The sequence below is a fragment of the Novosphingobium sp. BL-S-34 genome, from assembly GCF_056857015.1.
Map to the genome: position 1 here is coordinate 1,925,888 of NZ_CM166473.1, position 19,456 is coordinate 1,945,343.

17 protein-coding genes are annotated in these 19,456 nt (G+C 69.1%); 9 read left to right on the plus strand and 8 right to left on the minus strand.

The window, feature by feature from the left end:
- Positions 1–73 precede the first annotated feature (73 nt).
- Entirely contained in the window at positions 74–985 is a 912-nt protein-coding gene (locus AC1VV3_RS22215) for a shikimate dehydrogenase (protein ID WP_482962525.1), read from the plus strand.
- Positions 986–1,096: 111 nt separating this feature from the next.
- Here AC1VV3_RS22215 and AC1VV3_RS22220 read toward each other — a convergent pair whose 3' ends face one another.
- Together AC1VV3_RS22220 and AC1VV3_RS22225 are read right to left on the minus strand one after the other, a co-directional pair.
- A complete protein-coding gene (locus tag AC1VV3_RS22220) occupies positions 1,097–2,995 on the minus strand; it encodes a bifunctional sugar phosphate isomerase/epimerase/4-hydroxyphenylpyruvate dioxygenase family protein (RefSeq protein WP_482963176.1) in 1,899 nt (632 codons plus the stop codon).
- A gap of 163 nt (positions 2,996–3,158) precedes the next feature.
- Positions 3,159–3,566, minus strand: coding sequence for a low affinity iron permease family protein (locus tag AC1VV3_RS22225; protein ID WP_132267706.1), 408 nt, complete (start codon positions 3,564–3,566; stop codon positions 3,159–3,161).
- 185 nt (positions 3,567–3,751) lie between these two features.
- Between AC1VV3_RS22225 and AC1VV3_RS22230 the strand changes: the two genes are divergently transcribed.
- Together AC1VV3_RS22230 and AC1VV3_RS22235 are read left to right on the plus strand one after the other, a co-directional pair.
- Positions 3,752–5,569 carry a diguanylate cyclase gene (locus AC1VV3_RS22230; RefSeq protein ID WP_132267708.1) on the plus strand — a complete coding sequence of 606 codons (1,818 nt, stop codon included), beginning with the start codon at positions 3,752–3,754 and terminating at the stop codon, positions 5,567–5,569.
- A 116-nt stretch (positions 5,570–5,685) separates the two neighbouring features.
- Positions 5,686–6,987, plus strand: coding sequence for an NAD(P)/FAD-dependent oxidoreductase (locus AC1VV3_RS22235; protein ID WP_482962526.1), 1,302 nt, complete (start codon positions 5,686–5,688; stop codon positions 6,985–6,987).
- Between the two features lie 14 nt (positions 6,988–7,001).
- Here the strand turns inward: AC1VV3_RS22235 and AC1VV3_RS22240 are convergent, their stop codons facing one another.
- Positions 7,002–8,021, minus strand: a complete 1,020-nt coding sequence (locus AC1VV3_RS22240) for a pyridoxamine 5'-phosphate oxidase family protein (protein WP_482962527.1) — start codon at positions 8,019–8,021, stop codon at positions 7,002–7,004.
- Positions 8,022–8,135: 114 nt separating this feature from the next.
- On the opposite strand from AC1VV3_RS22240, the gene AC1VV3_RS22245 reads away from it, so the two are divergent.
- The gene (locus tag AC1VV3_RS22245) at positions 8,136–9,029 is read left to right on the plus strand and encodes a class I SAM-dependent methyltransferase (protein ID WP_482962528.1); all 894 of its coding nucleotides are present in this window, start codon (positions 8,136–8,138) and stop codon (positions 9,027–9,029) included.
- A 24-nt stretch (positions 9,030–9,053) separates the two neighbouring features.
- Here the strand turns inward: AC1VV3_RS22245 and pncB are convergent, their stop codons facing one another.
- Positions 9,054–10,358 carry a nicotinate phosphoribosyltransferase gene (gene pncB / locus AC1VV3_RS22250; RefSeq protein ID WP_132267715.1) on the minus strand — a complete coding sequence of 435 codons (1,305 nt, stop codon included), beginning with the start codon at positions 10,356–10,358 and terminating at the stop codon, positions 9,054–9,056.
- A gap of 27 nt (positions 10,359–10,385) precedes the next feature.
- On the opposite strand from pncB, the gene AC1VV3_RS22255 reads away from it, so the two are divergent.
- The gene (locus AC1VV3_RS22255) at positions 10,386–11,054 is read left to right on the plus strand and encodes a cysteine hydrolase family protein (protein ID WP_482962529.1); all 669 of its coding nucleotides are present in this window, start codon (positions 10,386–10,388) and stop codon (positions 11,052–11,054) included.
- Between the two features lie 39 nt (positions 11,055–11,093).
- On the opposite strand, the gene AC1VV3_RS22260 is transcribed toward AC1VV3_RS22255, so the two are convergent.
- On the minus strand, positions 11,094–11,915 hold the full coding sequence (locus AC1VV3_RS22260; RefSeq protein ID WP_482962530.1) for an energy transducer TonB: 822 nt from the start codon (positions 11,913–11,915) through the stop codon (positions 11,094–11,096).
- A 219-nt stretch (positions 11,916–12,134) separates the two neighbouring features.
- Positions 12,135–14,018 carry a potassium transporter Kup gene (locus AC1VV3_RS22265; RefSeq protein WP_132267717.1) on the minus strand — a complete coding sequence of 628 codons (1,884 nt, stop codon included), beginning with the start codon at positions 14,016–14,018 and terminating at the stop codon, positions 12,135–12,137.
- A gap of 138 nt (positions 14,019–14,156) precedes the next feature.
- Between AC1VV3_RS22265 and AC1VV3_RS22270 the strand changes: the two genes are divergently transcribed.
- Genes AC1VV3_RS22270 through AC1VV3_RS22280 form a run of 3 tightly spaced genes read left to right on the plus strand, consistent with a single transcriptional unit; the run spans position 14,157 to position 17,227 of the window.
- Positions 14,157–14,483, plus strand: a complete 327-nt coding sequence (locus tag AC1VV3_RS22270) for a hypothetical protein (protein ID WP_482962531.1) — start codon at positions 14,157–14,159, stop codon at positions 14,481–14,483.
- 46 nt (positions 14,484–14,529) lie between these two features.
- Positions 14,530–16,530, plus strand: coding sequence for a DUF4118 domain-containing protein (locus AC1VV3_RS22275; protein ID WP_482962532.1), 2,001 nt, complete (start codon positions 14,530–14,532; stop codon positions 16,528–16,530).
- A gap of 10 nt (positions 16,531–16,540) precedes the next feature.
- Positions 16,541–17,227, plus strand: coding sequence for a response regulator (locus AC1VV3_RS22280; protein WP_134093332.1), 687 nt, complete (start codon positions 16,541–16,543; stop codon positions 17,225–17,227).
- A gap of 25 nt (positions 17,228–17,252) precedes the next feature.
- On the opposite strand, the gene AC1VV3_RS22285 is transcribed toward AC1VV3_RS22280, so the two are convergent.
- Positions 17,253–17,909, minus strand: coding sequence for a YitT family protein (locus AC1VV3_RS22285; protein ID WP_132267721.1), 657 nt, complete (start codon positions 17,907–17,909; stop codon positions 17,253–17,255).
- Positions 17,910–18,156: 247 nt separating this feature from the next.
- Between AC1VV3_RS22285 and AC1VV3_RS22290 the strand changes: the two genes are divergently transcribed.
- Entirely contained in the window at positions 18,157–18,546 is a 390-nt protein-coding gene (locus tag AC1VV3_RS22290; protein WP_431567932.1) for a winged helix-turn-helix domain-containing protein, read from the plus strand.
- On the opposite strand, the gene AC1VV3_RS22295 is transcribed toward AC1VV3_RS22290, so the two are convergent.
- Entirely contained in the window at positions 18,543–19,202 is a 660-nt protein-coding gene (locus AC1VV3_RS22295; protein WP_482962533.1) for a homogentisate 1,2-dioxygenase, read from the minus strand. The genes AC1VV3_RS22290 and AC1VV3_RS22295 overlap by 4 nt on opposite strands.
- Positions 19,203–19,456: the final 254 nt, after the last annotated feature.

A 19,456-nucleotide genomic window follows, 5' to 3' on the forward strand; every position in this document is an offset into this window, starting at 1 on the left:
CCGCGCTCTCACGCCGCGATCCCTGCCGTTCCCCCCTGCCGTCCCACCCCCGCCGCTCTCAAGGACCCGCCTCATGTTCCAGTCTCCCGTGCTCCCGGCCGCCGCGCGCCCTTCGCTTCGCGCATCCGCGCCAGGAACCTCGAAGATCTGCGGCCTGATCGGCTCGGGCATCGGCGGCTCGCGCAGCCCGGCCATGCACGAGACCGAGGCCAGGGCGCTGGGCCTGCCGCTGGCCTACCGCATCCTCGACAGCGAGGTGATCGGTTTCTGCGCGGATGACCTTGGCCCGCTGCTGAACACGCTGGCCGCGCTCGGTTTCGACGGCACCAATGTCACTCACCCCTTCAAGCAGGCGGTCCTGCCGCTGATGGACGAGCTGTCGGAAGCTGCTGCCAAGCTGGGCGCGGTCAATACCGTGCTCCTGCGTGACGGGCGCCTGATCGGCGACAACACCGACTGGTCGGGCTACCGCGCCAGCTTTCTCGCCGCGCTGGGCGTACTGCCGCGCGGGCGCGTGGCGATGATCGGCGCCGGCGGCGCGGCCTCGGCCGTGGGCTATGCCCATCTCGACCTCGGCGCGGAGCGGCTGGCGATCTTCGATCCTGCCGCCGAACGCGCCGAAGCGCTTGCCAGCCGCCTCGCCGCCCTGTTCCCCGATGCCGAAGTGATCGCCGCAGGCTCCGCGGCCGAAGCGATCGCGGGGGCCGACGGCGTGGTCCAGTGCTCGCCGGTGGGCATGGAAAGCCACCCCGGCCTGCCGTTCGACCCCGCCCTGCTCACGCGCGACATGTGGGTTTCGGACGTGATCTACTTCCCACTCGAAACCGAGCTGCTCAAGGCCGCCAGGGCCATCGGCTGCGCCACGCTGAACGGCGGCGGCATGGCGGTGATGCAGGCCGCCCACGCCTTCGCGCGCTTCACCGGCCTGGAACCGGACGTGGACCGCATGCTCGCGGACTTCGCCGCGGCCAGCAAGGCGGCCTGAGGCGAAACCACCCCGCCCGTATCGGACGCGCCACCGCCGGCCACCGGCAGGGGATGGCGGGTTAGGCAAGGATGCGCGTTACACCCGCCGCCGGGGGCCGAATGCGCCTTCCTACCCGGCCGCGTCCTCCACGCCGCGGAAGCGGTTCTGCGCCGCCAGCCTGATCCCGGCATTGGGCGCGCCGTAGCCGGCATAAGTCCCGCTGCGTTCGACGAATTCGAAGAAGAACAGCTTGTCGAACGCCCGGCTGTAGAGCTGGCGATAGGCGTGGCCCGCCAGATCCTCGTCGTAAAGCATCCCGGCCACTTCCATGCGCGCGGCAACCCGGCCGTCGAAGCCGAAGCGGGCGACGAGATCGTCGTAGTAGTTCTCGGGAATATCGAGCATGGCCGCGCCGCGTGCGCGCACCGCCGCGGCCGTGGCGAGCAAGTCGTCGCTGGCCAGCGCGACATGCTGGAAGCCGCCGCCCATGCCCTGTGCCAGGAAGCGCGAGGACAGCGTCTCGCGCGCGTCAGAGGCATTGAGCGTCAGGCGGAACCCGCCATCGGGCGATTGCAGCGCCTGGCTATGGACGAGGCCCGAGGGGTCGATCACATCGTTGGCATCGCGGCCCTCCAGCCCGAACAGCGCGCGCCAGTAGAGCTGCCAGGACAGGAACTCGTCATTGTGGACCACGGCGGCAAGGTGGTCGACCGAGCGGGCGCGGGCATCGTCGGTCAGGTCCGCCACCGGCACCGCCTCGAACTCGCGGGCCCAGAGCGCTTCGGCGCTGTCGTCCTCCACGAGGTAGACCAGGCTGCCGCCGACGCCGCGCAGCGCAGGCATGGCCATGCGGCCGGGGCGCCCCTCGGGGCTATAAGCGCGGATGCCCAGCGCGGCGGCACGCTCCATCACGGCGGCCGCGTCCTTTACCCGCACGCCGATCGCGCAGATCGAGGTGCCGTGGACGATGCGGTAGGACTTGGCGAAGCCCTTGGGCTCGGCATTGATCACCAGGTTGACGTTACCCTGCCGCCAGCGCGCGACCTTTTTGGTGCGATGCGTGCCGATATGCGCGAAGCCGAGCGTGTGGAAGGTCTCGCCAAGGCGCGCCACATCCTCGCCGCTGGCCGTGAACTCGACGAATTCGGCCGCGAGCGGCGGCTGGGCGGCAGGCATGGTGGTCGGCAGGCCAAGCAGGCGCTTCGCCGCATCGCGCACATATTCCAGCGCGCGATGCCCGTCCTGCGCCACCAGGCGCGAGGAAATCGAGCGGAACCGGTCGTTGAAGATCTCCAGCGAGAGCGGCCCGTCATAGCCGGTGCGCAGGATTTCCGCGACGTAGCCCGGCAGGTCCAGCCCGCCCTGCCCCGGCAGGTTGCGGAAATGGCGGCTCCAGTAGAGCAGGTCCATGTCGAGCAGCGGCGCATCGGCGAGTTGCACGTAGACGATCTTGTCGCCCGGGATCTCGCGGATGCTGTCGCTGGGAATCCGGCGCGAGAGCGAATGGAAACTGTCGAGAATGATGCCGATGGCGGGATGGTCCACCTGCTTGACGATCGACCAGACATCGCGGTGGTCGTTGACGTGGCGCCCCCAGGCGAGGGCTTCGTAGCCCACCAGGATGCCGCGCGCGGCGGCGCGATCGCCCAGTTCGCGGAAATCGTCGACGATGCGCTGCCGCTCGCCCAGCGCATGGGGCGAGCAGTTGGAGCAGACGAGGATGCGGTCGGTGCCGAGTTCGCCCATCAGGTCGAACTTGCGCTCTGCCCGGTCCATGGCGCGGGCGCGCATCTCGCCGGGCATGCCTTCGAAATCGCGGAAGGGCTGGTAGAGCGAGCAGTGGATGCCCAGGTCGGCCATCCGGCGCCGTACTTCGGCAGGGCGCAAGGCCGAGCCGATCAGGTCGTTCTCGAAGATCTCCACGCTGTCGAAGCCCGCATCGGCGGCCGCCTGCAGCTTTTCCTCAAGCGTGCCGCGAAGCGAGACAGTGGCGATAGCGTTCGTGCCTGAATTCGTGCCTGAATCCATGGCGGCGTTCGTGGCGGCATTCGGGCGTGCGGCGGCGCTGGACATGGCGATGCTCCCGGAATTGTGATCCTCTCGATATCGCGCCGCCGCCCTTGGGATTGAAGCGGCTCCGATGCGGTCTCCCATGCCATCTTGTTATGGCAAGGCGGGAAACCGGCCGGTTTCAGTATCGACTCAGCAGACGCTCCACGCTGGCATGGGCCTTGTGGCCGTCCTTGCATTCGCCGGTCTCTTCCTCGAGCAGCTTGCGCAGCCGCTCGATCTCCTCGACGCTGAGGTGCTCGATACCGATGAAGTCGTCCCGCGCGGTTTCCAGCGCGCGCAGCAGTTCGTCGAGCTTGGCCTGGAAGGCGGCGGCATCGCGGTTCTGGCTGTTCTGGATCAGGAAGACCATCAGGAAGGTGACGATGGTGGTGCCGGTGTTGATGACCAGTTGCCAGGTGTCGGACCACTTGAACACCGGCCCGGAAATTGCCCAGACCGCCACGACCAGCAGGGCTATGATGAAAGTCTGGGCCTTGCCCGCCGCTCCGGCGACGACATTGGCGAAAGCGGTGAACGACTTGCGCATGGCATGGCTCCAGCAATGGTCGCTGGGAAACGTTCGGCGGGCACCCTCCGTTCCCTCTCGGCGCCGGGGGCGAATCATTCCCAAAGCGGTGGTTTCCCCGCTGGAAAACTTGCTGCGTCAGGCGCATGAGGAGCCACAGGCCTGTCGCCAAGATCACGCTGGCGTCAGGGGGGCAGGATTACGGCATGCGCATAGCGACGATTACCAACTGGGCCTACGGGGCCACGGTCTGCCTGACCATCGCGGCCGGCATCACCATGGTCATGGCCTCCAACGCCGACCGGGTGGAGCGCGATGCGGTGCAGCAGCGCGATCTGTTCGACCAGCTCGCCTTCGAAGTGGAGGAAGACGAGGCGCAGCTTACCGACCAGGCCCGACTGGCGGCCGTCTCGGGCGATCCCAGCCACGAAATCGCCTATAACCGCACGCTCGCCGCGATCGGCCCGGTGGAGCAGCGCATCGCGAAGCTGAAGGACAACGGCGCCAGGGAAGAGGAACTGCGCTCGCTGGAAGAAGGCCTGCGCTGGGCCGCGACCCTCCAGGACGAGCAGAAGGCCGCCATCGCCGCGATCAAGTCTGGAGACGAGATCACCGCCCACAAGATCATCTTCGGCGCCGAATACGAACGCGAACTGGAACGCGCGCATTTCCTGCTCGGCCGCTTCCGATACATGCTCGACCAGCGCTCCGACCGCGCGATAGAGGACGCCAGCCGCGCCTCCCAGCGGTTGCGCACGGTTTCGGAAGTGATGGTGGCGATCACCGCCGTGCTGTTCCTCTTCGTGCTGGGCTTCGTGCTCAAGCGGCGCATCCTCAAGCCCGTGGTCAAGCTGAGCGACGTGGTGAACCGCCTGGCGGACCAGGACTATGCGGTGGAGCCGCCCCAGCTCTCGCAGATCGACGAGATCGGCGACATGGCCCACGCCGTCCGCATCTTCCGGGAAAACGGCATCGAACGGCAAAGGCTGGAGCGCGAGCGCGATGCCGACTGGCACGTCCGCGACCTGCTCGCCCGCATGACCCAGCGCCTGCAGGGCTGCGAATCCGTGGCCGACCTGTTCGAAGTCGTGCGCCTGTTCGCCCCCCGGATCGCCCCGGACCTGGCCGGGCGCCTCTATACGCTGGATGCGCGATTGGGGATGATGGCCTGCGCTTCGGAGTGGCAATCTCCCCACGGCAGCAACGCGGCCTTCACCCCGGACGATTGCTGGGCGCTGCGGCGCGGCCAGTCGCACATGCCCGGCGGCAACCTGGTGGACGTACCCTGCAAGCATGTCCCGCCGGAAAGCGCCGACGCCACCGTCTGCGTGCCGCTCACCGCGCAGGGCGAAACCATCGGGCTGCTGGTGCTGGAAAACACGGCCGGCGCGCAAGGCCCCAGCGAGAACATCAAGGTCTATATCGAGCTGATGTCCGAGACGATCGGGCTGGCGCTGGCCAATCTCAAGCTGCGCGACGCGCTGCACGAAAAGGCCCTGTTCGATGCGCTGACCGGCCTGCGCAACCGCCACGAACTGGCGGATACCCTGCGCCGCAGCGTGGCCCAGGCCGATGCCGCGCGCACGCCGCTGAGCTGCCTCATGGTCGACATCGACCATTTCAAGCAGCTCAACGATCGCTACGGCCACGATGCCGGAGACCTGACGATCCGCTCCGTGGCCGGCGCGCTGGACAATGCGGTGCGCGAAGACGGCATCGCCTTCCGCTATGGCGGCGAGGAATTCCTGCTGCTGATCCCCGGCTGCGACGAGGAACGTGCGCTGGAGCGCGCTCACCTGATCCAGGAGCGCATTTCCGGCATGACCCTGGTGCATGACGGCACGCCGCTCGGCCCTGTCACGATCTCCATCGGCATCGGCAGCTATCCCGCCCACGGCCCCGCCCATGCCCTGATCGGCACGGCCGACGCCGCGCTGCTGCGCGCGAAGGACGATGGCCGCAACCGCATCGTCATGGCCACCGGCCGCCGCGACACCAGCGCCGCCTCTTCCGCGCTGGGCTAGAGCGTTTTTCCGGTCGGGCAGGCGAACCGGAAACCCGTAGCTTGCCCCCCGGATCGGGGAGCGATCAACCTGCCGCCCCTTCGTGCGTTGCTCCCTGCGGCATTCACGGAGTTACCATGGCGAACGGATCGATCACCCTGACCGAAACCCGGAACTTGCGCAGCGGCACCGTGCCCTGGCGCGACGCGGACTGGACCTTGCCCGCGGCCGCGCCGCTCCCGGCCGGTCCGGTGGACGTCGCCATCCCGGGATCGGGGATCATGGGCGCGATCCTGGCGGACCGGCTGGCCGCCACGGGCCGCTCGGTGGCGCTGCTGGACCGCAGGCCGCCCGGCTGCGGCAGCACCGCCGCCTCCACCGCGCAGATCATGTGGGCCATGGACGTGCCGCTGATCCGGCTGGCCGAAGACCTCGGCGAACAGGAAGCCGCCCGGCGCTGGCGGCGCGTCTTCGCGGCCGTGCAGCGCTTCGGAGAACGGCTGGACCGGCTCGGGCCCGATGCCCGCACCCCCTGCCCCACGCTCTACCTCTCCGGTGACCTGCTGGACGAGGACAGGCTGCGCGCCGAGGCCGAGGCCCACCGCCGCCACGGCCTGCCCTCGCGCTTTCTCGATGCCCAGGCCGTCGCCGAACGCTTCGGCATCGCCCCGCGCGCCGGGATCGTTTCGGAAGGGTCCTACGCCATCGATCCGGTCGCGATCTGCCACGACCTGCTGCGCGAGGCCGGCACGCACGGCGCGGTGACGGTCTACCCCGCCGATGTCGCCGGCCTGCACCCCATCCCGGCCGGGGTGGAGCTGGAGCTGGCGGATGGGCGCAGCCTCATCGCAGGCGATGTCATCCTGGCCACCGGCTACGAGCGCGCGCGGCTGTTCCTGCCGCCCGCCTTCTCCCTGCTCTCGACATTCGCCATCGCCACCCCGCCCGGCACGGCGCCGCTGTGGAAGGAAAACGCGATGATCTGGGAAGCGTCGGACCCCTATCTTTACGTCCGCACCTGCAAGGACGGGCGCGTGATCGCCGGGGGAGAGGACGTGGAACTGGCGGATGCCCTCTCGCGCGATGCCCTGCTGGCGGCGAAATCCGGCACGATCGCCGCCAAGCTGGAGGCCATGCTCGGCCATTCCGCGCCCATCGCCGTGGACCGCGCCTGGACCGCCACGTTCGGTGCCTCGCCCGATGGACTGCCCGCCATCGGCCGCTCGGCACTGATGGAGCGGGTGTGGCTCTCCGCCGGGTTCGGCGGCAACGGCATCGCTTTTGCGGCCCTCGCCGCCGAACTGCTCGACCGCGCGCTTGCAGGGGGAGAAGGCGGGAGCGGGGACGGGGTCGGGGGCGGGGGCGGGGACGGGGGCGGGGGCGGGGGCGGGGGCGATCCCGATTCCGCCTGCTTCGATCCCTACCGCTTCGGCAACTGAGCCGGGCCTGGGCGCTAGTAGAGGTTGTCCTTGTAGTCCTTGGCCAGCCCCTTCTTCATCAGGTCCGCGGCGCCCGGCACCGAGAGGCTGGCGCGGGTCAGCCGGGCGGCCATGCCCTCGGTCCGGTTGCGCTTGATGTGATTGACGAAGAGCCGCGCCGGATCGATGTCGCTGCATTGGCGCAAGGGCCAGAGATCGGCGCGTTCCAGCGCGGCGCTGGTGCGCAGGCTGACGGATTCGGCCGCGACGCGGATCGCCAGGGCCGGGACTTTGCCTTTCACCGCGAAGCGCCCGCGCTGCGCCTCGGCCGTGGACAGCACCGCCCGGCCCCGCACGATGGCAAGGCGGGTCGAGCCCGGCACCAGCAGCGCCATCGCCAGCGCGGGCTGCTCCACGATGTTGCGAAAGCTGTCGACCCGGCGGTTGCCCGGCCGATCCGCGAACCACACGGCCGCCGCCTCCCCGTCATCGAGCCGCGCCATGGCACCGGCCGGATCGCCCTTGGGGCTGAGGTCGGCCAGCCCCGTCCGGCTGACGGTCGCCAGCGCCAGGAAACGGCTCGCCGCGACGAAGTCGGAAAGCGCCTCCGGTGCCGCCACCGGCTGCGCGGACCAGAGTTCGGAGCGGATCATGGCCTTGGCGCAGTGGCCGTAGCATTCCGCCACGGCGACATGGACATGACCGCCTGCCACCGCCCGGACCCGGCCATTGACGCGCAGGGTCTCGCCTATGCCGGGCAGCAGGAACAGCGACCCGAACGGTTGACCGGGCCGGGCAAGCTCAGGATCGTCGATCGATGCCAGCGGCAGGCGCAAGTCCTGCCCCGCGCCCGAGGCAAAGCCGGCCTGCCCGCCCGCCAGCGTAATCGCCGGCCCCCGATCCCCGCCGAACGTGGCGAACATCAAAGGGGACTGCGCGATCCAGCCGAGCGCGCCGGGATCGAGATGGTCGATGTCCTTGAGATACATCTGCGGCGGCGTCTTGCCGATCACGGCCTCCAGATCGGCCAGCGTTTCGATGAAAGGCCCATCCATCCCGCGTTTCTCCTCCTGCGCCGGGAGGCTGACGGCCGCCCCGGCTACAAACCATTGCTTCTCCAGCCACGGCCTCTAAAGTATTTGCGAATGATTCGCAAATAGAGGACTGTCATGTCAGAAGCCGAAGGATCTGCCGCGCTGGCGCCGGGCAGCACGGTCTACCGGGTGTCCGAATGGAACGGCACCAGCGGCGAGCGCTGGGTGTCCAACCAGATCCGGCTCGACGCCATGCTGGCCGTGTTCGGAGAGGAAGCCCTCGCAGCCGCCGCCCCGCGGGCGGGAGAGCATGTCCTCGACATCGGCTGCGGCGCGGGTGCGACCAGTTTCGCCCTTGCCGAAAAAGTCGGTGCATCGGGCCATGTCCGCGGCGTCGATATCTCCGCTGCGCTGGTGGAGCGCGCGCGGGAGGTCGCTCCCTCCGGAGCGCCGGTGGCGTTCGATCTGGCCGACGCCGCGCGCACGCCGCTGCCCGATGCCGGGTTCGACCTGCTGTTCTCGCGCTTCGGGGTGATGTTCTTCGATGACCCCGCCGCCGCCTTCGCCCATCTGCGCGGCGCGCTGCGGCCGGGCGGGCGCCTGGCCTTCGTCTGCTGGCGCGGCGCGGCGGAGAACGACTGGGTGCGCCTGCCGATGGGCGCGATCAAGGGCATGATCCCAGCGCCGCCCCCGCCCCAACCCGAAGCCCCCGGCCCGTTCTCCTTCGGCGATGCGGCCCGCGTGGAACGCATCCTGGCCGAGGCCGGGTTCTCGCGGATTTCCGTGCTCCCCTTCGATCACGACATCCCCTTCGGCCAGGGCGAAGACCGCGAGGCCGCGCTGAACGATGCCGTGGCCATGGCTTTCGAGGTCGGCCCGCTTTCGCGCGCGCTGGCCGATCAGCCGCAGGACCTGCGCGCCCGCGCCGCCATCGAAGTGCGCAAGGCCTTCGCCCGCAGGCCCGGCGAAACGTCGGTCATGATCGACGGCGCGGCCTGGATCGTCACCGCGCGCAATCCGGGCGGCTGACGCGCCGGGGGGCGCTCCGCCCGTCTAGACCGATACCGCGCTCGCCACCCGACCCGCGGCGCCGAATACGCCGAGATAGCGCGCGATCTCGGCCGGATCGCCAGTGGCCTTGGCGGGATTGTCCGAGAGCTTCACCGCCGGGCGCCCATTGGCCGACACGACCTTGCAGACCAGCGAGATCGGATCGAGATCGTCCGTTTCGAACGGCGCGCAGCCGCGGAAGTCATTGGTGAGGTTGGTGCCCCAGCCGAAGCTCATGCGCACGCGGCCGTGGAAATGGCGATAGGTCGCCTCGATGCTGTCGATATCCATCCCGTCCGAGAAGATCAGCAGCTTGGTCCTGGGATCGCGGCCCTTTTCCTGCCACCAGCGAATGATCTGTTCGCCGCCCTCGATCGGCGGGGCGCTGTCCGGGCGGAAGCCGGTCCAGTCCGCCACCCAGTCCGGCGCGCGTTCGAGGAAAGCGGCGGTGCCGAAGGCATCGGGAAGCACCACGCGCAAGTTCCCGCCGTAATGGTCGCTCCAGTCCTTGAGCACGCGGTAGGGCGCCTGCCGCAGTTCCTCGTCGCCATCTGCCAGCGCGGCCAGCACCATCGGCAATTCGTGAGCATTGGTGCCGATCGCTTCAAGGTCGGCGTCCATCGCCAGAAGCACGTTAGACGAGCCGATGAAGCGGCTGCCGAGCCCTTCCTTCAGGGCCTCCACGCACCAGCGCTGCCACAGGAACCCGTGCCGCCGCCGCGTGCCGAAATCCGAGAGCACGAGGTCGGGAAGCTGGGCCAGGCGCTCCACTTTCTCCCACAGCTTGGCCTTGGCGCGGGCGTAGAGCACATCGAGCGCGAAACGGCCGCGGTCCTTCAGCGCCGCGCGCGAGCGCAGTTCGTTGACGATGGCGAGCGCGGGGATCTCCCACATCATCGTGTGCGTCCACGGACCTTCGAAGCGCAGCTCGTACTGGCCATCCACGCGGCGTAGGTCGTATTCGGGAAGGCGGAAATCGGCGAGCCAGGCGATGAAATCCGGGCTGAACATCTGCGCCTTGCCGTAGAAGCTGTTGCCCGCCAGCCAGATCAGCTCCTTCTTGCCGAACCGCAGGCCGCGCGCATGATCGAGCTGTGCGCGCAACTCGGCTTCGTCGATCACTTCGGCCAGGCGCACCGTTTTGGAGCGGTTGATCAGCTCGAACGTCGCCTGGACATCGGGATAGAGATGCCGGACCATCTGCAGCATCAACAGCTTGTAGAAGTCCGTATCGAGCAGGCTGCGCACGATCGGATCGAGCCGCCAGTTGTGATTGTAAGTGCGGGTTGCAATATCCGTGTAGACCATAAGCCATTCTTAGGACGTTCTCACGCGATGACAAACCTTGGCACGATCGCGCTTTCGGCAATGCCGCTTCCGGTTTCCGGCACGCGGCGCTTCGTCGTGGTGGTGGACATGCAGGGAGACTTCGTGCGCGCCTCGGGCGCCTTGCCGGTTCCCGGCGCCGAAGCGATCGTGGCGCCGATGCAGGAATGGCTGGCGGCGCTCGATCCCGCGACCACGGCGGGCGTGCTCCTGACCTTCGACACGCACAGTCCCGAAATCTACGCCGCCTCGCCCGAGAGCGCGCAGTTCCCGATCCACTGCCTGCGCGGCACGCCGGGATGGGACAGCGTTCTGGATGCAGGCGCCATCGCGCCGTCGATTCCGGTCTACACCTTGGAAAAAGGCGTGTTCGACATGTGGGCCGAGCCGGGCCTTCGCTTGATTCGCCTGAATGGCGAGGGAACCGAGGCGGCCGGAAACCGGGGCGAGGCGATCGACCGCGACGGCTTTTTCGCCGGCCTGGCTGCGGAGGGCGTGGCCGATGTCACCGTGGTGGGCGTGGCTGCGGATTTCTGCGTGAAGTGGGCCGCGGAAGGCCTGCTCGCCCGCGGTTTCCGCGTGGAACTGCCTGCCGCCCTGACGCGGGGCATTGCCATGGAAGCCGAAGCGGTGGCGGCGCAGCTGGCCCCCGCACGAGGGAGCGCCTCGGCCGGTTAGGCGCGAAACGCCGGCCACCTACTACTGGCCAACGGGACGTCAGCTATGCAGGACGAAGGGTATTTCCACCAGGCCGCGCACCATGACTGCCGCGCCGTCGCGGCGGGTGGGCGACCATTTCCAGTGGCGCACTGCCGATAGCGCGGCCCGGTCGAGCCGATCGAAGCCGCTGCTGCGCGATACCGAGATGTCGGCGACTCTGCCGTCCATGCCCAGGACCACCAGCAGGACCACCGTGCCCTGCTCGCGATTGCGGCGCGAATCGACCGGATAACGCGGCGGATCGGCGGCGATCATCTTGGACGAGAGATCGCCGGCATTCTCCACGCGCGGCGGCGCCGAAACGGCGACGGCGGCGGCCGGCGGGGCGGGCGGTCCCGGTACGGCCACCGGCAGGACCGGCGGCGCAGGCGAAGTGGTGATCGTGGCCGGGGCGGCGCTCAGCACCAGCGGCGGCGGGGGCGCGACCACGGGCGAGGCGGTCTGCACCACATGCTTCACCGGCTGCGGCGAGGGCCTGGGCGGCGGCGGTGCCGGCGGGCGGGGCTGCTCCAGCTGGGCGACGACCAGCCGCGGGCGCGCCTTCTGATGGCCATGGACGACATTGAGCGCCAGCATGGCCGCGATCATCCCGCCGACGATCGCCGTGGCGCCGAGCATGGCGACCAGGTTCGGTCGCTGGTCCTCGCCGTAGCGCGCGCCCTGTGCGGCGGCCTGTGCGGGATGCGACCAGCCGGTGGCCATGCCCACCGCGTCGCGCGGCAGCGCGCCGGCAAGGCGGGTCTGCGTCCGGGGCGCGAGGTCCGGAGAACGGCCCGGCTCCGGGGCAAGCGGATCCGCGTGATCTAAGGTTGCGTACATAGTCTGGCGCTGCCCCCCTCGAAGCCGCCTCGTCATTCGGGCTAATGCGAGGCATTCGCATAGCTGAGTCGGCGGTCGACGTCGAGCACGAATCCATCGCGCCCCGGCGATCCGGTGGACGCTGGGTGCCTCTCGGGTCTTGTGGGCTCACCGGATCGGCGCGACCGGGGCGCCGCTGCCTTCGAGCGGCAACGTCAAGGGAGGGACGGACGCGCCGCGTCAGATCTCCAGCTGGCTGCCCAGTTCGATCACGCGGTTGGTGGGCAGCTTGAAGAATTCCATCGCGCTCTGGGCGTTGCGCACCATCGAGGCGAAGAGTTTCTCCCGCCAGATCGCCATGCCGGGGCGGCTCGACGGGATCAGCGTCTGGCGCGAGAGGAAGTAGCTGGTCTCCATCGGTTTGAACGGCCCTCCCGCCCGGTTCTCGGCGGCGAGGGCGGCGGGAATGTCGGCCTCGTCCATGAAGCCGTAGCGCAGGACCATGCGGTAGAAACCGGCGCCCATGTCCTCCACTTCGCAGCGGTCTTCCGGCGCGACATGAGGCACGCCCCGGTTGGCGACGGTCAGGATCACCACGCGGTCATGCAGGATGTGGTTGTGCTTCAGGTTGTGAAGCAGCCCCGGCGGCACGCCCTCGACGGTGGAGGCCAGGAACACCGAGGTTCCCGCCACGCGCCGCACGCGTTCTCCCACGGATTTCAGGAAGGCCTCGATGGGGATCGAATCCTCGTGCATGCGCTCGCGCACCAGCCGCCGCCCGGTGGCCCAGGTGGTGAGCAGAGTGAACACCACGGCCGCCACCAGCAGCGGGAACCAGCCGCCGTCGGGAATCTTCGTTGCGGTCGAGGCGAAGTAGAGCCCGTCGATGAACAGGAAGCCCAGAGTCACGGCTCCGGCCAGCAGCGGGTGCCATTTCCACACGGTGAAGGTCAGGACGCCCAGCAGGCAGGCGGAAATGAGCATCGTTCCGGTCACCGCGATGCCATAGGCCGCCGCCAGATTGCCCGAGCTGCGGAAGCCGAACACCAGCAGGATCACCATGCCCAGCAGGCCCCAGTTCACCAGCGGCACGTAGATCTGCCCCGCCGCCTTGGCGCTCGTGTGCATGATCTTCAGGCGCGGCAGGAAGCCGAGCTGCACGGCCTGGTGCGAGACCGAGAACGCGCCCGAGATCACGGCCTGGCTGGCGATGATCGTGGCCATCGTGGCCAGCGCCACCAGCGGCAGGCGCGCCCAGTCCGGCGCCATGAAGAAGAACGGATTGCGGATCGCCTCGGGATTGCGCAGCACCAGCGAGGCCTGCCCCAGGTAATTGAGCAGGAGGCACGGAAAGGCCACGTAGAGCCACGAGATCGAGATCGCCTTGCGGCCGAAATGGCCCATGTCGGCATAGAGCGCCTCGGCCCCGGTCACGGCCAGCACCACCGAGCCCAGCGCCAGGAAGGCGAGCTTCGGGTTGACCATGAAGAATTCGAGCGCGTGATGCGGGCTCAGCGCGGACAGCACTTCGGGGGCCTGGAGGATGGAATGGATGCCCAGCCCGGCCAGCACCAGGAAGTAGACGATCATGATCGGCCCGAACAGCTTGCCCATGGCCGCGGTGCCGTGGGACTGGACCGAGAACAGCCCGATCAGGATCACCACGGCGATCGGCAGCACGAATTCGGCGAAGCGCGGGTTCACCACCGTCAGCCCCTCCACCGCCGAAAGCACGGACATGGCGGGGGTGATGATGGCATCGCCGTAGAACAGCGCCGTGGCCATCACGCCGAGCATGGCGATCACCGGCGTCCAGCGGTTCTTGCCCAGGGTGCGCCCGATCAGCGCCAGCAGTGCCAGGCTGCCGCCCTCGCCATTGTTGTCGGCCCGCAGGATGATCAGCACGTACTTGACCGTGACGATCAGCATCATCGTCCAGAACATCAGCGAGATCACGCCGAACATGTGCAGGCGGTCCACCACCAGCGGGTGATGGCCGATGAAGCTTTCCTTGAGGGCATAGAGCGGCGACGTGCCGATATCGCCGAAGACGACGCCGATGGCGCCGATCGACAGTGCCGTGAGGCTCTCATTGGGGGCGTGATGCCCGGAAGACTCGCTCATGCAACGGGCGCCTAGTCTCACGCGCACCAAGGCGCCACGACCTTTATGGATTCTTTATGTGCGGGGCGCAATTCCCCGTGGAAGCTTAACGCCTTGCAGGGCCATCTTGCTCCCACATCGTCCCGTCGGAGCCGTTTCATGCCCGCCCTGCGCCTTTTCATGCCGGTTCGCCCGCTTCTGCGCCGCCTGCGCGCCGGCGAGCGCTGCTGGCCCGCCGCGATCGCGGCCCGCCTTGTCGCCCTGGCCCTGCTGGCCGGATTCTGGCGGCTGGCGCTGGCGGAGCGCCGCCTTGCGCTTACCCCTCGGCCTCACCCCGCCACCCCGCTGGACCTGCTTTTCTGCGCGGCCATGGTGGCGCTCCTGCTCGGCGGGCTGGTTCTGGGCATCGCCGGGGCCGGGCTGCTGCGCGAGGTTGCGCTGCCCGGCCCGTTCTCGGCGCGAGGGGACTTTGCCGCCGGGCGATGACGGCCCCTCTCGACAGGGCGGGCGCTCTCGGCGCACAAGCGCGGCCGTGACAGATCCCTCGGCCATTCCCCCGACCGCGCCGCCCGGCGATCGGCTGCTCGTGGCCGTCAGCGAGCAGCCCGGCGCGCTCGATCTCATCCGCGCCGCGCGCCGCATGGCCGAGGCGCTGGACGCGCCGTGGAGCGCCGTCCACATCGAGACCCCGCGCAGCGCCCACTACAGCGATGCCGAGAACGCAGCCCTGGCCGAAGCGCTTCATCTGGCCGCCCAGCTCGGCGCCCAGGTGGCAAGCCTTCCCGCCGAATCCGTGCTGGACGGGCTGGAGCGCTTCGCCGCCGATGCCCATGCCACCCAGGTCGTCATCGGCAAGTCCCGCCGCTCGCGCTGGTTCGAGCTGCGCCACGGTTCGATCGTCGACCGCCTCGTGCGCCGCGCGCCGGGGCTGGCGGTGCACGTCCTGCCGCTGGCAGCGCCGCCGCGGAGGGCCCTCAGCCGGCAGGCCGCCGCAAGGAAGGCGGACCTGGCCGCACGATGGGGCAGCCGGACCGGCTATCTCGTGGCTTTCGGCCTCACTGCCCTGGTGACCTTGCTGGGCACGGAAATCCTGCGCACCGGAAATATCTCCGACCTCGGCCTGCTTTACCTGCTGCCGGTCATGGTCGCGGCCACCCGCTATGGCCTGCGCACCGGCATCGCCACCGGGCTGGTCTGCTCGATCGCCTACAATTTCTTCTTCATCCCGCCCACCCATACCCTGACCATCGACGACCCGCGCAATATCCTGACCGTGCTGGTCCTGCTCGGCGTGGCGGTGGTCAGCAGCCAGCTTGCCGCGCGGGTTCGCGCCCATGCCCTCCAGGCCCAGGCGAGCGCCGCGCAGAACGGCGCGCTCGCCGGTTTCGCGCGATTGCTGACGGGAATCCGCACGGTGGACGAACTGGGCCGCGTGCTCTGCGCCGAGATCGGCCGCCTGCTCGACGGCAATGCCGTGCTGCTCATGCCCGGCGAGGAGGGGCAGGCCCGCGCGCTCACCCGCCGCTGGAGCTGGTCGCCCGAAGCGCAAACCGCGCAGCCGCAGCTCGAAACGCTGGACCTGGCCGCCGCGAACTGGGCCTTCGAGCACGATGCCCCGGCCGGGCGCGGCTCCGACACGCTCACTGCCTCGGAATGGCTGTTTCACCCGGTGGCGGCGGGCGGGGCGGCCCTGGGCGTGTTCGGCCTCTCACGCAGCGACGCGCGCGAGCCGGTTCGCTCGGACCGGCTGCCGCTGCTGCTCAGCCTGCTCGACCAGGCAGCGCTGGCGCTGGAGCGCATCGAACTGGAAGCCCGCATGGCCGAGCTTTCGCAGGCACGTGAGCGCGACCGCCTGCGCCATGCCCTGCTGTCCTCGGTCAGCCACGACTTGCGCACGCCGCTCACCACGATCATCGGCACGCTGGCCGCCTTGCGCAGCACCGATGCCGAACAGGAACGGCAGATGGCCGCCGCGCGCGGAGAGGCGGAGCGCCTGCACCGCTTCGTCGCCAACCTTCTGGACATGGCCCGGATCGAATCCGGCGCGCTCCAGGGCAAAGTCGAGCCGGTGGACCTTGACGAAGCGGTCGCGGAGGCGCTCCACGCCATGCGCGCGCTGCTCGGCCGTCATCCGGTGGAAACCGCGGTCTCCGCCGATGCGCCGATGGTGCTCGTCGATCCCAACCTGTTCCACCAGTGCCTCACCAACCTGATCGAGAACGCGGCCAAATACGGCGACCCGCAAGGCCCGATCACCGTGGCCGCGCAGCGCCGGGGCGGCGGGCTGGAGCTGACCGTCTCCGACCACGGCCCCGGCATCCCGGCAGGCGCGGAAGAACGGATCTTCGAGACCTTCACCCGGATCGAAGGGTCCGACCGCAAGGGCGGCACCGGCCTTGGCCTTGCCATCGTGCGCGGCTTCGCGCTTGCCATGGGGCTGCAGGTCTCGGCCGCCAACCGGACCGACGGCACGCCCGGCGCGTGTTTCACCATCCGCTTCGATGCGGACCACCTCAAGGAGTGGCCGCTATGAAGCCCCCCCTATGAAACCGAACGTGACCATCCTCGTCGTCGATGACGAACCCGCGATCCGCCGCCTCCTGCGCGCCGGCCTGGCCCGCGCGGGCTATGCCGTGGTCGAGGCCGCCAACGCGCGCGAGGCGCTGAACGCCATGGCCATAGACAAGCCGGAAGTCGTGCTGCTGGACCTGGGCCTGCCGGACCGCGACGGGCTGGAACTGATCCCAGCGATCAAGCTGCAGGCCGCGATCATCGTCATTTCCGCGCGCGATGCCACGGACCAGAAGGTTGCCGCGCTGGATCTCGGCGCGGACGATTACGTTTCCAAGCCGTTCGACAGCGATGAAGTGCTCGCGCGCATCCGCACCGCCCTGCGCCACCGCCTGCCCGCGCCGACGCAGGACGGCCCGGTGCGCCGGGGCGACGTGGAGATCGACCTGCTTGCCCGCACGGTCCGCAAGGGCGGGGAGGAAGTCCACCTGACGCCCAAGGAATACGGCTTCCTCTCGGAGCTGGCCTGCCATCCGGGGCGCGTCATCACTCATGCCCAGTTGCTGCGCGCTGTCTGGGGGCCCGGGCACGAAAGCGATGTCGAATACTTGCGCGTCGCCGCGCGCGGCGTGCGCCGCAAGCTGGAGGACGACCCCGCGCGGCCGACGATGCTCCGCAACGAACCCGGCGTGGGCTATCGCCTGGTTGGGCTGGAATAGCGCCGGGCGCGAGGGGCGCCCGGCGTTATGCCGCTTCGCGAAGGGCCTCGGCTTGCCCGCGAAGCCGGGCCGCGCGCAAGGGCGAGAAGCCTGCATAACGTCCCGGCCGCAGCCAGAGCGCGGTCACCACGCCCATGCCGATGGCGCTCGTGGCGGACCACATCAGCTTGTCGAGCGGCAGGAAGGCCGAGGACGCCGCCAGGATCGCGAAGTCGATGAGGATCTGGCTGCGCCCGATGTTCCAGCCGCGCCGCTGCTGCAGCCATACGGTGACGATGCCCACGCCGCCCACGCCCGCCCCGTGGCGCACCACGGCCAGCGTCCCCATGCCCAGCAGCGTGCCCGCGCCCACCGCGGCGGCGAAGGGGTCCTTCACCTCGATCGTCAGGGCATGTTCGGACAGCACTGAGGCCAGCGCGATGCCGCCGCTCGCGGCAATCGTGCGCAAGGTGAACAGCGAACCCATGGCCCGCAGCGCCAGGAACAGGAAAGGTACGTTGAGCGCCGCGAAGAGCAGGCCCGGCGGGAGCGGCGCGAAATGCCCGACCAGCAGGGCCAGCCCCGCCATGCCGCCCGTCACCAGCCCCGCCGAATGGAGGATCGTCAGCCCCAGCCCGATGAGCAGGCTGCCCACCGCGATTGCGTAGATATCCTCGATGCGTCCGTGGCGGATGGCGTTCATGGCGAAAGGGGTTGTCTCCGGATGATTCGCGCGCCGTTTATGCACTTGCGAAGGCGCTGTCGAGGCTTGTCGAAAGCCCGGAATATTCTCACTTTTCCGTGGCCTTCGGCGCAAGGAACGGGAGCGCAGGAGGGCCGTTGAAACGCCAATTATTTCGCACCTGCGAAATGGCCGGGGCGCATTCGCGCTCGCGGCGGGGGCATGCTTGCGCTAGCCTGCGGCCTCCAACCCCCAGCGCCGACAGAGCATGACCGCCAAGCCCCGACTCAAGCTGCAGGCCCGCCTCTATTGCGGGGAAGAGATTGCCATGGGGCCGGGCAAGGCCGATCTGCTGGAGGCAATCGAGCGGGAAGGCTCAATCTCGGCCGCCGCCCGGGCCATGGGCATGAGCTATCGCCGCGCCTGGCTGCTCGTCGATGCGATGAACCGGTGCTGGAGCGAACCGTTGGTCGAGGCGGTGGCGGGCGGCAGCCACGAGCGCGGGGCGCGGATCACGGAGACCGGACGCACGGTGCTCGCGCAGTTTCGCGGCCTGCAGTCGCGCATGGCCGCGTTGGACGGATCCGAGGAATATGCCGCGCTGGAACGCGCCTTGCGCAGCCTGCCGCTTCCGCCCAAGGGTGACGGCGCGGCTTAGGGCAGCCGCGTCACCAGCAGCGGCAGGCGCGAGGCGGCATTGCCGGAAACCTGGATCAGGTAAGTGCCGGGCTGGAGCGTGAAGTCCACCATCTTGCGGATCCCCGAGCAGTCCGGACCATGGCCGTGCGCGGTCGAGGTCATGACAGTACCGTCGCCCACTTTCGCCCCGGCCTTCACCACGTCGATCCAGGCGGCCGACCCCAGCGCCACGCGGTAGCTGCCGGGATCCTTGACGCCGAACGTATAGAGCCCGCCGAAGCTGACCGAACCGCCCGGCTTTTCAGGACGCTGGGCGTAGCGCATCTCGCTGGTTGGGCGCAGGCCGCCTTGCACCGCCTTGCCCAGTTCCAGCTTCGCGCCGGAGAGCGAGCGGGTGTCGCGCGCGGCCAGCAGCGGCTTGCGCTTGTTCCAGCTGGCCATTTCGGGCGGCAGGTCCACCGGGTCCGACGAACAGGCCATCGGCGTGGGCACGCGCTCCGGTGCCGGAGAGCTGGAAGGCGCCGTGGGCGCTCCGACGGGCGATTGCATGGGGAAGCGGTCCGGCGTGACCTGTTCCGTAGGGGTCGGGGCGGTCGCCTGCGCCGAAGCCATGTTCAGCGGCGCGATCGCGGCGAGCATCAGCGCCGGTCCATAAGGCAGGTAGTGCCGGATCATCGTGCAAACACCTCTTTCGCAACTGCTTTTCATAATCGCCCTCAACTCTGCGCGGAGCGATATAGCCGATCGCGCGGCGTGCGACAGGCCGAAAAATCCACAACGCCTGGCCGCGCCCGGCGGTTGCCGTGCGGCCGTTTTCGCAAATCACGGCGCGCGGAAAACGGACAAAAAAAAGGCCGGTCCGAAGACCAGCCCTTGGAAAGTTTTTGGGAGAGGATGCCTGAAAGGCCCGTCCTATCTGGATGAGAATC

Coding starts and splice junctions, on each gene's coding strand:
- AC1VV3_RS22260 (WP_482962530.1), bottom strand. CDS start 11,915: ATGTACGCAACCTTAGATCACGCGGATCCGCTTGCCCCGGAGCCGGGC.
- AC1VV3_RS22230 (WP_132267708.1), top strand. CDS start 3,752: ATGCGCATAGCGACGATTACCAACTGGGCCTACGGGGCCACGGTCTGC.
- AC1VV3_RS22270 (WP_482962531.1), top strand. CDS start 14,157: ATGCCCGCCCTGCGCCTTTTCATGCCGGTTCGCCCGCTTCTGCGCCGC.
- AC1VV3_RS22220 (WP_482963176.1), bottom strand. CDS start 2,995: ATGGATTCAGGCACGAATTCAGGCACGAACGCTATCGCCACTGTCTCG.
- AC1VV3_RS22235 (WP_482962526.1), top strand. CDS start 5,686: ATGGCGAACGGATCGATCACCCTGACCGAAACCCGGAACTTGCGCAGC.
- AC1VV3_RS22295 (WP_482962533.1), bottom strand. CDS start 19,202: ATGATCCGGCACTACCTGCCTTATGGACCGGCGCTGATGCTCGCCGCG.
- pncB (WP_132267715.1), bottom strand. CDS start 10,358: ATGGTCTACACGGATATTGCAACCCGCACTTACAATCACAACTGGCGG.
- AC1VV3_RS22280 (WP_134093332.1), top strand. CDS start 16,541: ATGAAACCGAACGTGACCATCCTCGTCGTCGATGACGAACCCGCGATC.
- AC1VV3_RS22265 (WP_132267717.1), bottom strand. CDS start 14,018: ATGAGCGAGTCTTCCGGGCATCACGCCCCCAATGAGAGCCTCACGGCA.
- AC1VV3_RS22245 (WP_482962528.1), top strand. CDS start 8,136: ATGTCAGAAGCCGAAGGATCTGCCGCGCTGGCGCCGGGCAGCACGGTC.
- AC1VV3_RS22225 (WP_132267706.1), bottom strand. CDS start 3,566: ATGCGCAAGTCGTTCACCGCTTTCGCCAATGTCGTCGCCGGAGCGGCG.
- AC1VV3_RS22215 (WP_482962525.1), top strand. CDS start 74: ATGTTCCAGTCTCCCGTGCTCCCGGCCGCCGCGCGCCCTTCGCTTCGC.
- AC1VV3_RS22240 (WP_482962527.1), bottom strand. CDS start 8,021: ATGGATGGGCCTTTCATCGAAACGCTGGCCGATCTGGAGGCCGTGATC.
- AC1VV3_RS22255 (WP_482962529.1), top strand. CDS start 10,386: ATGACAAACCTTGGCACGATCGCGCTTTCGGCAATGCCGCTTCCGGTT.
- AC1VV3_RS22290 (WP_431567932.1), top strand. CDS start 18,157: ATGACCGCCAAGCCCCGACTCAAGCTGCAGGCCCGCCTCTATTGCGGG.
- AC1VV3_RS22285 (WP_132267721.1), bottom strand. CDS start 17,909: ATGAACGCCATCCGCCACGGACGCATCGAGGATATCTACGCAATCGCG.